13 protein-coding genes are annotated in these 13,018 nt (G+C 71.0%); 10 read left to right on the top strand and 3 right to left on the bottom strand.

Annotated features, from left to right (window positions below; translation table 11 throughout):
• Positions 1-155: 155 nt before the first annotated feature.
• Positions 156-905: a SanA/YdcF family protein gene (locus tag HAV40_RS37630; protein WP_166389097.1), complete on the bottom strand. Its 750-nt coding sequence runs from the start codon at positions 903-905 to the stop codon at positions 156-158.
• Positions 906-1,034: 129 nt separating this feature from the next.
• On the opposite strand from HAV40_RS37630, the gene HAV40_RS37625 reads away from it, so the two are divergent.
• From HAV40_RS37625 to HAV40_RS37600, 6 genes are all read left to right on the top strand, one after another.
• On the top strand, positions 1,035-1,718 hold the full coding sequence (locus HAV40_RS37625; protein ID WP_166389096.1) for a hypothetical protein: 684 nt from the start codon (positions 1,035-1,037) through the stop codon (positions 1,716-1,718).
• Positions 1,715-1,960, top strand: a complete 246-nt coding sequence (locus HAV40_RS37620; protein WP_166389095.1) for a HypC/HybG/HupF family hydrogenase formation chaperone — start codon at positions 1,715-1,717, stop codon at positions 1,958-1,960. Before HAV40_RS37625 ends, HAV40_RS37620 begins: the two co-directional genes overlap by 4 nt.
• Positions 1,957-2,634, top strand: coding sequence for a D-sedoheptulose-7-phosphate isomerase (locus tag HAV40_RS37615; RefSeq protein WP_166389094.1), 678 nt, complete (start codon positions 1,957-1,959; stop codon positions 2,632-2,634). The genes HAV40_RS37620 and HAV40_RS37615 overlap by 4 nt, the downstream gene beginning before the upstream one ends.
• The gene (locus HAV40_RS37610) at positions 2,631-3,194 is read left to right on the top strand and encodes a hypothetical protein (protein ID WP_166389093.1); all 564 of its coding nucleotides are present in this window, start codon (positions 2,631-2,633) and stop codon (positions 3,192-3,194) included. The genes HAV40_RS37615 and HAV40_RS37610 overlap by 4 nt, the downstream gene beginning before the upstream one ends.
• A gap of 148 nt (positions 3,195-3,342) precedes the next feature.
• Positions 3,343-3,906: a hydrogenase maturation protease gene (locus HAV40_RS37605; RefSeq protein ID WP_166389092.1), complete on the top strand. Its 564-nt coding sequence runs from the start codon at positions 3,343-3,345 to the stop codon at positions 3,904-3,906.
• Positions 3,893-4,774, top strand: a complete 882-nt coding sequence (locus HAV40_RS37600) for an LLM class F420-dependent oxidoreductase (protein ID WP_166389091.1) — start codon at positions 3,893-3,895, stop codon at positions 4,772-4,774. Before HAV40_RS37605 ends, HAV40_RS37600 begins: the two co-directional genes overlap by 14 nt.
• 202 nt (positions 4,775-4,976) lie before the next feature.
• On the opposite strand, the gene HAV40_RS37595 is transcribed toward HAV40_RS37600, so the two are convergent.
• Entirely contained in the window at positions 4,977-5,624 is a 648-nt protein-coding gene (locus HAV40_RS37595; RefSeq protein WP_166389090.1) for a vitamin K epoxide reductase family protein, read from the bottom strand.
• A 2-nt stretch (positions 5,625-5,626) separates the two neighbouring features.
• On the bottom strand, positions 5,627-6,268 hold the full coding sequence (locus tag HAV40_RS37590) for a DsbA family protein (RefSeq protein WP_166389098.1): 642 nt from the start codon (positions 6,266-6,268) through the stop codon (positions 5,627-5,629).
• 280 nt (positions 6,269-6,548) lie between these two features.
• On the opposite strand from HAV40_RS37590, the gene HAV40_RS37585 reads away from it, so the two are divergent.
• From HAV40_RS37585 to HAV40_RS37570, 4 genes are all read left to right on the top strand, one after another.
• Complete coding sequence (locus tag HAV40_RS37585) at positions 6,549-7,571, top strand: LacI family DNA-binding transcriptional regulator (protein WP_166389089.1); 1,023 nt, start codon at positions 6,549-6,551, stop codon at positions 7,569-7,571.
• Positions 7,572-7,942: 371 nt separating this feature from the next.
• Positions 7,943-9,841, top strand: coding sequence for an RICIN domain-containing protein (locus tag HAV40_RS37580; RefSeq protein ID WP_239086991.1), 1,899 nt, complete (start codon positions 7,943-7,945; stop codon positions 9,839-9,841).
• Positions 9,838-12,051 (top strand): RICIN domain-containing protein, encoded by a 2,214-nt coding sequence (locus HAV40_RS37575; RefSeq protein WP_166389087.1) that lies wholly within the window; start codon positions 9,838-9,840, stop codon positions 12,049-12,051. The genes HAV40_RS37580 and HAV40_RS37575 overlap by 4 nt, the downstream gene beginning before the upstream one ends.
• 111 nt (positions 12,052-12,162) lie before the next feature.
• Positions 12,163-13,018 (top strand): ABC transporter substrate-binding protein (locus HAV40_RS37570; RefSeq protein WP_166389086.1); only part of this gene is annotated, 856 nt, incomplete at its 3' end.

The following is a 13,018-nucleotide window of genomic DNA, read 5'->3' as shown; positions in this document are numbered from 1 at the left end:
CCGCCCCCGCCCGCCAGGCCGCCCCCGCGCGGCGGGCCGCCCCCGCGCGGCGCAACTCTTAAAGAGTTGCGCCTTCACCACAGCGAGGAAGCCGCAACTCTTTAAGAGTTGCGGCGAGGGGGGAGGGCGGGGCGCGTGCGGCTCGGTGGGGTGGGTCAGTTGTTGAGGGCGTCGTCGATGGTGGTTTCGTGGCGGCCTAGGAAGACCGGGTCGCGGGCGGTGAGGACGTCGAGTAGGGCTTTGACGCAGGCGCCCTGTTCGCGGATCACCGCCTTGGTCCAGAAGGAGCCGTAGCGGCGGGCGGTGTCGTCGCCGACGCCGGTGGCGTCGATGCCCGCGTCGCGGCACAGCGCCACGGCCCGGTCGATGTGGTAGCTCTGGGTGATCACGATGAGCTGGCGTACCCCGAACACCCGGGCGGCGCGCTGGCACGAGTCGTACGTGTCGAATCCGGCGTGGTCGGCGACGACCTTGCGGTCGGGCAGCCCGCGGTCGATCAGCCACTGCCGCATGGCGTCGGGCTCGTCGTAGGTCCACTGGCCGTGGTCGCCGGACACCAGCACGGCCCGGACCTTGCCGGACTCGTACAGGCGGCGGGCGATGTCGAGGCGGGCCTCCAGGAAGCCCGACGGCGAGCCGTTGTCGTGCACCTGCGCGCCCAGCACCAGGGCGACCGGGGCGTCGGGCACGTCCTCGATCGCGTACACGTGACCGGAGGCCTGCCAGCGCACCCAGCCGACGCTGCCGACCAGCGCCAGCAGTCCGGCGAGCACCGTCAGCAGCACGGTCCGGCGGGCGACGCGCCACCAGCGGCGGCGGCCGCGCGCGGGGGTGGCGGACCCGGCCGGATCGGGCTGCGCCGCTCCATCCGGTGCGGACTCGGGTTGCTCCTGGTCGGACGTCATGGGCGGCATCATCGCGCACCCGCGCCACGCCCGGCCACCCGTGCCGCGGCGCACTAGGGCGATTTGCGGCTCTGGTAGTGATAAGGCCGCTATGGTGAGTCGGACGGAATCTAGCCACGGGGGGCTGGTATGACCGCGGCCGCGGTGCTCACCACGGCGCTCGCGCAGCGGCGCGAGCGGCCCGGAGTGGAGCTGGCCGCGTCTGCTCCGGACCTGGTGGCGGCGGCCGTGGCGATGGCCCGGCGGTTCCGGGCGGGCGGCGTGCTGCACGCCTTCGGCTCCGCCGACGCCGACGCCCACCACATCGCGGTCGAGTTCGTGCACCCGGCGATCGTCGGCAAGCGCGCCCTGCCCGCCGTGGCCCACGGCACGGCCCGCGCCGCGTTCCGGCTGCGCCACGCCGCGCCGTGCGACATCGCGCTGGCCGTATGCGACGCGCCGGTTCCCTCGTGCAGGGACGGCGAGCGGCAACGCGGCCCTCGCGCCGCCGTCGCGGCCCGGTCGGGTGGCACGCGTGGCCGCACGCTGGGCGAAGGCCGGGTCGCCGCGCCACTCGTGCCTGGCGAGAGCGAGACGTCCCGGCCGGGCGAGGCCGGACCGGTGGCCGTGGCGCTGGCGGCGGCGGGCGGGCGCGGGCTGCTCACGATCGCACTGGCCGGGCAGTTCTGGACCGGGCCGGATGTGGACCACGCGCTCGTACTGCCCGCCGCTGACCCGCTCGTGCTGCGCGAGCTGCAGGTGTCGGCGTACCACCTGCTCTGGGAACTGACCCACGCGGTGCTCGAACACGGCCCGGACGGGGCCACGCCATGAGGCACGCGATCCCGGCGGAGCTGCGGGCCGTGGGCGACCCGTCCGGTGTGTCCTGGGTGACCTGTTCGGACACCGCGGTCCCGGCGACCGTGGTGATGCTGCTGGCAGGCGGGCTGGCTCTGGCCGACGCGGGCGCGGGGCCCGAGGAGATCGGCGTCGGGCTGGTGCAGGCACGGGTCGGCGACACCGTGCTGGTGCACGCGGGCGAGGCCATCCGGGTGCTGCCGGAGGTGGCCGGATGAGTGCCGCCGGCCGGGCTGCCCCGGCGCACCTGGGCGCCCTGTACCCGTTCCTCTACGCGCAGCCCGCACCCGTCGTGGACGCGTTCACCGCGGAGCTGGTCACCTCCACCGCGGGCCGGCTGCGTGAGGCCGCGATGCTGCGGGCCGGCGTGCTCACCGAGCAGGGTGAGGCGCTGGCGGCCTGCGCGCGCGACCTGGCGGTGGCGCTGGACACCGGCGGGCGGCTGTTCACGTTCGGCAACGGCGGCAGCGCGACCGACGCGCAGGCCTGCGCGGACCTGTTCGCGGACCCGCCACCGGGCTACGGCGCGCCGCCGCTGGCCGCGTACGCGCTGAGTGCCGATGTGGCCGTGCTCAGCGCGCTGGCCAACGACGTCGGCGTGGAGGCTGTGTTCGCGCGGCAGGTGGCCGCGCACGCGCGGCCCGGTGACGTCGCCGTGGCCTTCTCGACCAGCGGGAACTCGCCGAATCTGGTCGCCGGGCTGGACCGCGCGCGGCGCTGCGGGATGGTCACCGTCGGGTTCAGCGGCGGCGGTGGGGGACGGCTGGCCGAACCGGGGGTGGTCGATCACCTCTTCGTCGTGCGGTCGCTGTCGGCGCACCGCATCCAGGAAGCGCAGACCACCGCCTGCCACGTCCTGTGGGAGCTGACCGTGGCGGAGTTGACGGCATGAGCGACCAGCACATGGACCGGATCATGGCTCTTGATCCGCACACGGTGGGCGTACGCGTGGAGACGCTGCTCGTGGAGGTGGAGAACGCCGGCGGCCAGGCCGCGCGCACGGCCGCCGACGGGGTGGTCCGCGAGCTGCTGCACCTCAACGAGGCCGGGCTGGCCCGGCTGCTCGACGGCCTGGTCACCGTGCCCGGCGTCGCTGAGGAACTGCGCGTGCTCGCCGAGGACGAGCTGGTCGGCGGCCTGCTGGCGCTGTACGGCCTGCACCCGGTGCCGATCGAGGAACGTGTGCTGGTCGCCCTGGACCGCGCCCGGCGGCAGCTCGGCCGCGAGTTCACGCTGGTCGACATCGACGCCGCGGGCACCGCGCGCATCGCGTCCGCGGGCTGCGCCAGCGGCTGTGGCAGCACCGGCGAGTCGATGGACGCGGCCGTGTCGCGGCTCGTGCAGCAGGCCGCCCCGGAGATCGTCGAGGTCGTGCTCGAGGAGGCCGCACCCGAGCCGAAGCTCCTCCAGATCAGGCACCGACCCACAGCGCCGACCGGCGCACCCGCATGACCGCGGACCCTGCTCCGTTCCGAAGAGGCGGTCCTGTGGTTTCGGGGAAAGTGCGCGCATTGCGCACCGAACAGCCGCACTTTCCCCGAAACCGCGACGGCGTGCGGCACGCCCCGGCCACGGCACTGGTGACCAGCGAGGAGCAGGCATGAGCGTACGGCGCAGGGTGCTGGTCGCCGGGTTGGGCAACGTCTTCCTGGGCGACGACGGGTTCGGCGTGGCGGTGGCGTCGCGCCTGCTGGCCGGGCCCTACCCGACGTGGCTGCGGGTCGCCGACTACGGCATCCGCGGCGTGCATCTGGCGTACGACCTGATGGCGGGCTACGACGCGACCGTCCTGATCGACGTCGACCGGCGGGGTGACGCGCCGGGCACGGTGCGGCTGCTGGAGATCAGCGCGGCCGACCGGGCCGCCGACGCGGTAACAGTCGACCCGCACGGCACGCAGCCGCAGCGGGTGCTGGACCTGCTCGACAGCTGCGGCAGCGCCCCCGGACGGGTGCTGCTGGTCGGCTGCGAGCCCGCCGACCTGAGTGAGCGGATGGGGCTGAGCCCGCCCGTGCAGGACGCCGTGGAGCCTGCCGTGGCGCTGGTGCGGCAGCTGTGGGAGCTGGGCCCGGCCGCGCTGACCGGCGCGTTGCCGATGCCGGCGGGGCTGGTCGCCGCCGTGCCGCAGCCGCAGCAGGTGAGGGGGAGCCGTGTCGCGGCATGATCGATGGGGCCGGATCGGCGTGTGGAGCGGCGCGTGGACCGAGGCGCAGCGCTCGACCGGCGGGGCGCTGACCGGCGAGTACGCCGACGCGGCGGCCGAACTGGACGACCTGGGCTACGGCACGCTGTGGCTCGGCGGGAGCCCGTCGGTCACGTACGCGCGCCCGCTGCTGGAGCTGACCTCCCGGATGACGGTCGCCACCGGCATCCTCAGCATCTGGCAGCACGAGGCCGCCGACGTGGCGGCACAGCGAGCGGAGCTGGAACGTGACTTCCCCGGCCGCTTCGTGCTGGGCCTCGGCGTGAGCCACAGCAAGCTCACCGAGCACTACGCGCACCCGTACGCGGCGATGAAGGAGTACCTGGCCGCGCTGGACGCCGCCGCCGAACCGGTGCCGGTGCGCGACCGCGTCCTGGCGGCGCTCGGCCCGCGCATGCTGGCACTGGCCCGCGACCGGGCCGCGGGTGCGCACCCGTACCTGGTGACGCCCGAGCACACCGCCCTGGCCAGGGACATCCTCGGCGCGGACGCGGTGCTCGCGCCCGAGTTCAAGGCGGTGCTCGACACCGATCCCGACCGGGCCCGCGCGGCTGCCCGCGACCATCTCGACCTCTACCTGCAGCTGCCCAACTACACGAGCAACCTGCTGCGGCTGGGCTTCACCGAGGACGACCTGCGCGCGGGCGGCAGCGACCGGCTGCTGGCCGCGGTGTTCGCGATGGGCGACGAGACGGCCATCGCCCGCCGCGCCGCCGCCTACTTCGACGCGGGCGCCGACCACCTCGCCGTGCAGGTGGTGACCGCCGAGCCGGGCCTGCCCCGCGAGCAGTGGCGGCGGCTGGCGGGCGCCCTGCCCCTGGAGGCCTGACAGTCGGCGGGGTCCACCGACACACGCGTGCACCCCGCCGCCTGGACGGGGTGCACGGTCGTGATCGGCTGACGCGCCTGGAAGCGAAGATCGCCGTTTCTGGTCAGAACCCTGGGCCCGATCCCAGGTGCCGACCAGAAACGGCGATCTCCATCCGGACCGGTCGCCGCGGCGGGGAGGAAAGCCGCGCCGACCGGGAGGTTCAGGACAGCATGATCTGCCACTGGCTCCAGAAGGCCTGGGCGATCAGCACCACCGTGACCAGCAGCCACAGCGCCGGGCCGACCGCGTGCACGTCGACCAGCAGGTCCACGCCGCCCCGCCACCGCGCCGGAACCCGCAGGTGCCCGTGGCGCAGGTTGTACAGCGTCGTGTACCAGAACAGCACCACCACCGCGACCCACACCACCATGCAGTACGGGCACAGCGCGCCGATCCGGTACAGCGACTGGAACATCAGCCAGAACACGAAGCCCAGCGCGAACGTCGCCCCCGCCTGGAGCCCGAGCCAGACGAAGCGCGGCAGCCGCACCCCGGCCAGCACCAGCACGCCCAGCGTCACCACGACCGGGAACGTGCCCAGCCCGAGCAGCGGGTTCGGGAAGCCGAACGCCGACGCCTGCCCGGTGATCATCACCGAGCCGCACGACAGCACCGGGTTGATGCTGCACGAGGGCGTGTACGACGGGTCGGTCAGCAGGTGGATCTTCTCCACGGCCAGGGTGAACGCCGCCACCGCCCCGAGCGCGCCGGTCACGGTCAGGATCCAGCCGATGGCCCGGTCGACGGTGGTCCGCCGGGGCGCGGCGTCCTCGTCGACGGCCTCGTCGTGCCGCATGGTCGTCGTCATGCTCACCCCGCCAGCGCCGAGTCGACCGCGGCCTTGAGGTTGGCGTACGTGGCCTGCTTGTCGAACAGCTCGCCGTTGACGAAGAACGTCGGCGTGCCCCGCGCCCCGGCGGCCGCGCCGTCGGCCCGGTCGGCCTCGATCCTGTCGAGCACCGGCTGCGACGCCACGTCCGCGCGGTACCGCGCCATGTCCAGCCCCAGCTCCTGGGCGTAACCGTCGAACGTCTTGGCGTGGTCGGCCTGCTGCCCGCCCCAGGTCTGCTGGGTGCTGAACAGCTTGTTGTACATCGCCTCGAACTTGCCCTGTCTCGCGGCGGCCTCGGCGGCGGCCGCCGCGTTCATCGCGTTCGGGTGCATGTCGAGCGGGAACTCGCGCACCACGTACGTGATCTTCCCTGCGTAGTCCTTGCGCAGCTGCTCGACGGCCGGGTAGGCCGCGCCGCAGGACGGGCACTCGAAGTCGAGGAACTCGACGATGGTCACCTTGCCGTCGGCGGCCGTCGAGATCCGGTGCGAGTCGGCCCGTACCAGGTTCGCGGCGGCGTCCGGCTCCGCCGAGCCCTTCATCGCGAAGAACACGGCCCCGCCGACGATCAGGACGACGGCCGCCAGCACGCCGAGGGTGAACTTCAGGTTGGTGCTCATACCGGCGGGGGCCGGGGCTTTCATGTTCTTTCGGCCCTTGCCACCGGTCTTGTCCGGCCGCCGCGAGGCGGGGCGGGTCGTCGCGGGCATCGCGTCACCTTTCCACAGCGAAAAATGTGGGGGATGGGAGATCACCGCTGGTGGGGGCGGCCCAGCTGCCTGAGGACTCTATCCACGACGGCTGGGCGATTCCTGGGAGAACGCCGCGAATCGCCTGTGCCGTGCGCGAACGCCCACGATCAAGGGTTGGCGGGCCGGGGGTCGGGTATCGTCTGCGGCCATGCCTAGGACGGTCGGCGTACGCGCCACGGTGCGCGACATCGCGGCGGAGACGGGCCTGTCCATCGCGACGGTGTCCCGGGTGCTCAACGGCGCGGCCAATGTCGCGCCACACACGCGTGACCTGGTGCTGCAAGCGGTGCACCGGCGCGGTGACAAGGCCCCGCTGCGCCGCGGCGAGCTGCCCCCGGCCGCCGGCTCGGTCTACGTGCGCTGCCCGTACGTGCTGACCGACTACTTCGGGCTGATCGTCAGCTCGATCGCGGAGACCATCGAGCTGCACGGGCGGCAGATGGTGCTCAACGCGGGCGAGGCGGCGCAGACGGCGGCGGTGCTGCCGACGCTGGGGGAGCGGCCGGACGTGGCGGGGGCGATCCTGATACTGCCCCCGGAGTCGCCGGACGACCTGGTGCGCCTGCGCGACCAGCAGTTCCCGTTCGTGGTGATCGACCCGCGCACCCCCGCCCCGAAGGACATCGTGACGGTGTCCGCGGCGCACTTCGCCGGGGCGCGCCGCCTGATGTCGCACCTGGTGGAGCTCGGCCACCGCCGGGTCGGCATCATCGGCGGCCCGCCGGAGTGGCTGGCCAACGACGCCCGCATGGCCGGGTACGTCGCACCGCTGGCCGACGCCGGGGTGCTGCCCACTCCCGAACTGGTGCGCCACGTCAACGAGCCGAACACCGACAACGGTTACCGGGCGGCGGGCGAGCTGCTGGATCTGCCGGTCCGGCCGACGGCGCTGGTGGCGTTCAACGACAAGATGGCCGTCGGGGCGCTGGCCGCGGCGCACGAGCGCGGGCTGCGGGTGCCGCAGGACCTGTCGATCGCCGGTTTCGACGACATCGACGTGAGCCGGGCGACGACGCCGATGCTGACCACGGTGCGCCAGCCGCTGCAGGAGATGGGCCGGATGGCGGTGACGATGCTGATGCGCCTGCTGGACCGGCACACCCTGGAGGCGGTGCACGTCTCGCTCGGCACCGAACTGGTCATCCGGGACTCGACCGCGCCCGCGCCCTGACCCATCGTCGAACGTTATTGGAAGGTGTCCTTCCTTTTCTCCGCAGGCAGCGGCAGTTCCATTTTGTTTCATAAGTTTGGGGCTGAATCCTGCTGTCTTTCTCGGACATACCTAACCCTTGACAGGCCTGAACGCCTTATGTTTCAGTGCTGTCAACAGGACGTCAATCATTCTGTTACATCGGTTACATCGATCGTCCTGTGTACCAGGAACAGCCCGGACCGGGCGTCGGCAGCCCCACCGCCGCCCGGTCCTCCACAGCCCCCACGCGAGGCGTCACGACGCGCCACCTCTCACGCGGCGCGCCGGGCGAACCCCGCGTCCTGTCCTGTCATGGCCCCGGCCATGGCTTGTCGAAAGGAGGGTCCCGCGTGTTCCGTCCCCGGTCAGGCTGGACCACCACCATCGCGGTCACCGCCACTGCGGCGACCGCGTTCCTGGTGACCGGCTCGGTGATCGCCCCCTCGGCCTACGCGGCCGGGGAGAGCGTCAGCGTCTGGCTCACCACCACGTCCGACTCCGGTGGCCGCACCGTCACCCGCGGCCTGCAGCAGCAGGGCAACATCGCCTTCGGCCCCGCCGGCGGCAGCGCCAACCACACGATCACCGTCAACGAGGGCACCACCTACCAGCAGTTCGAGGGCGGCGGCGCGTCCATCACGGACACCACCGCGTACCTGCTGCGCGGCGGCCCGATCAGCGCGGCCACCCGCGACCAGGTGATGAGCAAGCTGTTCTCGCCGACCGCGGGCATCGGCCTGTCGTTCGTACGCAACCCGATCGGCGCGTCCGACCTGTCCCGGCCGGGCCACGTCTCGCTCGACGACACCTGCTGCAACCTCAACGACTTCGGCAGCAACGGCTACGACACCAACGTGCGTCTGCTCACCCAGCAGGCCAGGAACCTCAATCCGGCCCTGCGGGTCAAGGGCGTGCCGTGGAGCGCGCCGGGCTGGATGAAGGACAACGGCCGCATGGACCAGATGGGCTGGCTCAAGGCCGAGTACTACCCGATGTACGCCCAGTACCTGGTCAAGTACATCCAGAGCTACCAGGCCATCGGCGTGCCGGTGAACTACATCTCGGTGCAGAACGAGCCCAACTGCTGCCAGTCGGGCAACCCGACCGCGATGAACTACCCCGGCATGAGCTGGAACACCTCCGGCCTGACCGAGTTCACCAAGAACCACGTCTACCCGGCGTTCCGGGCCGCGGGCATCACCACCAAGGTGCTCATCCACGACTGGAACTACGGCGACTACGCCAGCATGAGCGCGGGCACCCTGGCCGACACCGGCATCCGCAACGACCCGCTGTTCGGCGGCATCGCCTGGCACGGCTACTTCGGCGACCCCTCGGTCGGCACCCAGGTGCACAACCAGTACCCGGCGGTGAAGCAGTTCAGCACCGAGCACTCCGGCGGCACCTGGATCGGCAACCAGCACAACGAGGACATGGCCGACATCGTCAACTACACCCGCAACTGGAGCGGCAGCCTGGTCAAGTGGAGCCTGGCGCTCAACCAGAACATGGGCCCGCACAACGGCGGCTGCGACGTCTGCACCGGCCTGATCACCGTGCAGGAAGGCGGCTCGCGGGCCGGCCAGGTCGACTACACCATCGAGTACTACACCACCGGCCACCTGACCAAGTTCGTCAAGCCGGGGGCGTACCGCATCGACTCGACGGCCAACGGCACGGTCCAGAACGTGGCGTGGAAGAACCCGGACGGGTCCAAGGCCCTGATCGCGCACAACGGCGGCACCTTGGCGCAGTCGGTGCGGGTCAACTGGGGCAACCAGTCCTTCGTGTACACGCTCCCGGCGCGTACCACCGCGACCTTCACCTGGTCGGGCACGCCCGGCAGCGGCGGGGGCGGCGGCAACGGCACCAGCCCGATCACCGGCCTGGGCGGCAAGTGCATCGACGTGGCCGGGTCGGCGACCGCCAACGGCACCGCGATCCAGCTCTACACCTGCAACGGCACCGGCGCGCAGTCGTGGACCCGCGACTCCAGCGGCCGGCTCAGCTCGCTCGGCAAGTGCCTGGACATCGCCGGGCCGAACGCGGCCAACGGCACGCTGACCCACCTGTGGGACTGCCACACCGGCACCTCCCAGAAGTGGACCTACAACAGCGGCACCCAGCAGTTCGTCAACCAGTTCTCCGGCACCTGCCTGGACGTGAAGGACAACAGCTCCGCCGACGGCGCGCGGCTGCAGATCTGGTCCTGCACCACCGGCGCGAACCAGAAGTGGACGTACTCATGAAGCGGCGGCTCCTCGTCACGACGCTGACCGCGTCCCTGCTCGCCACCGTCGGCGCGGCGGCCGTGGTCGTGCTCGGCAGCACCACCGCGCAGGCCGCGGTCGTCTCCGGGACCACGTACACGGTGGTCAACAAGGCCAACGGCAAGTGCGTCGACGCGCGGGCCGCGGCCAGCGCGAACGGCACCGCCGTGCAGCAGTACGCCTGCAACGGCACCGCCGCGCAGCAGTGGCGCTTCGACGCCACCAGCGGCGGCTACTTCAAGGTCGGCACCGCCCCGGCCGTCAACCAGGTCTGGGACGTGTCCAACACCTCGTCCGCCGACAACGCCGCGATCCACCTGTGGCTCTACGGCGGCGGCAACAACCAGCAGTGGCAGGCGGTGCAGGAGGCCGACGGGGCATACCACTTCGTCAGCCGCCTCAGCGGCAAGTGCCTGGACGTGCCCGCGGCCTCGACCGCCGACAGCGTGCAGCTCGTGCAGTACGCCTGCAACGGAACGGGAGCGCAGTCGTTCTTCCTCAACCCGGTCGGCGGCCCGCAGCCCTCGCCCAGCACCGTGCCGCCTAACCCGAACAACCCCGACCTCGGCCCGAACGTACGCATCTTCGACCCGTCGATGTCGGCCTCGACCATCCAGTCCCAGCTCAACAGCGTGTTCTCGGGGCAGGAGACGAACCAGTTCGGCACCCAGCGGTACGCGCTGATGTTCAAGCCGGGCAGCTACAACGTCAACGTCAACGTCGGCTTCTACACCCAGGTCCTCGGTCTGGGCTTCTCGCCGGACAACGTGAACATCAACGGGTCGGTGCACGTGGAGGCCGACTGGTTCCCGCCGAACAACGCGACCCAGAACTTCTGGCGCGGGGCGGAGAACCTGTCGGTGACCCCGAACGGCGGCACCGACCGCTGGGCCGTGTCGCAGGCCGCGCCGTACCGCCGCATGCACGTGCGCGGCAACCTGCTGCTCGACGACGGCGGCTGGGCCTCCGGCGGCTGGTTCTCCGACGTGAAGATCGACGGCCAGGTCAACTCGGGCAGCCAGCAGCAGTGGATCTCGCGCAACTCGCAGTTCGGCAGCTGGGCCGGGTCCAACTGGAACATGGTCTTCGCCGGCACCCAGGGCGCCCCGGGCAACACCTTCCCGAGCCCGCCCTACACCAATGTCGGCGCGACCCCGATCGTGCGGGAGAAGCCGTTCCTGTACGTCGACAGCGCGGGCGCGTACCAGGTGTTCGTGCCCGGCCTGCGCACCAACAGCACCGGCACGAGCTGGGCGTCCGGCACCCCGGCGGGCACGTCCCTGCCGATCAGCCAGTTCCACATCGTGAAGGCGGGCGCGACCGCGGCCTCCATCAACGCGGCCCTGGCCGCCGGGCAGAACCTGCTGTTCACGCCCGGTGTCTACCACGTCAGCGACACCATCCGGGTCACCCGGCCCGACACCGTCGTGCTGGGCCTGGGCCTGGCCACCATCATCCCGGACAACGGGGTCATGGCGATGTCGGTCGCCGACGTGGACGGCGTGAAGCTCGCGGGCATCCTCATCGACGCGGGAAGCACCAACTCGGCGACGCTCATGCAGGTCGGCCCGGCCGGCTCCAGCGCGAGCCACGCCGCCAACCCGACCTCGCTGCACGACGTGTTCTTCCGCATCGGCGGCGCGGGCGTCGGCCGGGCCACCACCAGCCTGGTCATCAACAGCCACAACGTGATCGGCGACCACACCTGGATCTGGCGTGCCGACCACGGCTCCGGCGTCGGCTGGAACACCAACACCGCCGACACCGGCCTGGTCGTCAACGGCAACAACATCACGTTCTACGGCCTGTTCGTCGAGCACTACCAGAAGTACCAGGTCATCTGGAACGGCAACGGCGGCCGGACCTACTTCTTCCAGAACGAACTGCCCTACGACCCGCCGAACCAGGCCGCCTGGATGAACGGTTCCACCCGCGGCTACGCGGCGTACAAGGTGGCCAACACGGTCACCAGCCACGAAGCCTGGGGCCTGGGCAGCTACGCCTTCTTCAACGTCAACCCGGCCGTGGTCGCCGAGCGGGCGTTCGAGGTGCCCACCTCGGGCACCCGCTTCCACAACATGGTGACCGTCTCGCTCGGCGGCACCGGAACCATCAACCGCGTCATCAACAACACCGGCGGGACGGCCAACTCCGGCAACAACGTCGTCAACCTCGTCAGCGGCCCGTAAGGCCGACGGCGTAACCCCGAGAACCCCCGGCCGTCCGGCGCTCGCACCGGACGGCCGGGATGACAGGCAAATCAGCACCGCCCACATATCCCCGGCTCTGGAGGAAAGTCCATGAGTGCAGCAACATCCGGCGCCCGCCGCCGCCTGCTCACGATCGCGGGCCCGCTGCTCGCGACCGCGCTCGTGCTCGGCACGGCCGCGTGTGGTGGCAGTGACGATCCGGCGAAGCCCGGCGGCAAGGTGAAACTGACGATCGCGACGTTCGGTGAGTTCGGGTACAAGGACCTGTACAAGGAGTACATGGCCGCGAACCCGAATGTGGAGATCGTGGAGCGGATCACCAAGGCCGAGGATCACCACAAGAACCTGGCCGCGCATCTGGCGACCAACACCGGTGCCGCCGACATCGAGGCGATCGAGGAGGGTTGGGCGGGTCAGTTCACGGCCAATCCGGGCAAGTTCTACAACTGGAACGACTACGGTGCTGCTGAGATCAAGGCGCAGTGGCCGGCGTGGAAGTGGCAGCAGGGCTCCTCGGCCAAGGGTGAGGTCGTCGGTCTCGGCACCGACGTCGGTGGTATGGCGATGTGCTACCGGCGTGACATCTTCGAGAAGGCGGGCCTGCCGACCGATCGCGAGGCCGTGAGCAAGTTGTGGCCGACGTGGGAGGAGTACATCGCCACGGGTGTGAAGTTCAAGAACGCCAACATCAAGGGCTCGGCGTGGATGGACGGCCCCACGATCATGTACCGGTCCGTTCTGGGTCAGCAGCCGGTGGGTATCTACGACGCGGACAAGGTCGTCGTGGAGACGAATCCGGGTGTGAAGAAGGCCTGGGATCTGACGATCGATGCGATCAACAAGGGTCTGTCGGCGAAGATCGCTCCGTGGTCGGCTGACTGGAACGCCGGTATGGCGAAGGGTTCGTTCGTGACCCTGGCGTGCCCGTCGTGGATGATGGCCTACA

Source organism: Catellatospora methionotrophica (genome assembly GCF_011297335.1).
Lineage (GTDB): Bacteria > Actinomycetota > Actinomycetes > Mycobacteriales > Micromonosporaceae > Catellatospora > Catellatospora methionotrophica.
Note: the sequence above shows the minus strand (reverse complement) of the source record. Positions and strands in the feature narration are given on the sequence as shown.

Excerpts from the sequence above, each read along its gene's own strand:
- HAV40_RS37630 (WP_166389097.1), bottom strand. The coding sequence starts at position 905 with ATGACGTCCGACCAGGAGCAACCCGAGTCCGCACCGGATGGAGCGGCG.
- HAV40_RS37625 (WP_166389096.1), top strand. The coding sequence starts at position 1,035 with ATGACCGCGGCCGCGGTGCTCACCACGGCGCTCGCGCAGCGGCGCGAG.
- HAV40_RS37620 (WP_166389095.1), top strand. The coding sequence starts at position 1,715 with ATGAGGCACGCGATCCCGGCGGAGCTGCGGGCCGTGGGCGACCCGTCC.
- HAV40_RS37615 (WP_166389094.1), top strand. The coding sequence starts at position 1,957 with ATGAGTGCCGCCGGCCGGGCTGCCCCGGCGCACCTGGGCGCCCTGTAC.
- HAV40_RS37610 (WP_166389093.1), top strand. The coding sequence starts at position 2,631 with ATGAGCGACCAGCACATGGACCGGATCATGGCTCTTGATCCGCACACG.
- HAV40_RS37605 (WP_166389092.1), top strand. The coding sequence starts at position 3,343 with ATGAGCGTACGGCGCAGGGTGCTGGTCGCCGGGTTGGGCAACGTCTTC.
- HAV40_RS37595 (WP_166389090.1), bottom strand. The coding sequence starts at position 5,624 with ATGACGACGACCATGCGGCACGACGAGGCCGTCGACGAGGACGCCGCG.
- HAV40_RS37590 (WP_166389098.1), bottom strand. The coding sequence starts at position 6,268 with ATGAGCACCAACCTGAAGTTCACCCTCGGCGTGCTGGCGGCCGTCGTC.
- HAV40_RS37585 (WP_166389089.1), top strand. The coding sequence starts at position 6,549 with ATGCCTAGGACGGTCGGCGTACGCGCCACGGTGCGCGACATCGCGGCG.
- HAV40_RS37575 (WP_166389087.1), top strand. The coding sequence starts at position 9,838 with ATGAAGCGGCGGCTCCTCGTCACGACGCTGACCGCGTCCCTGCTCGCC.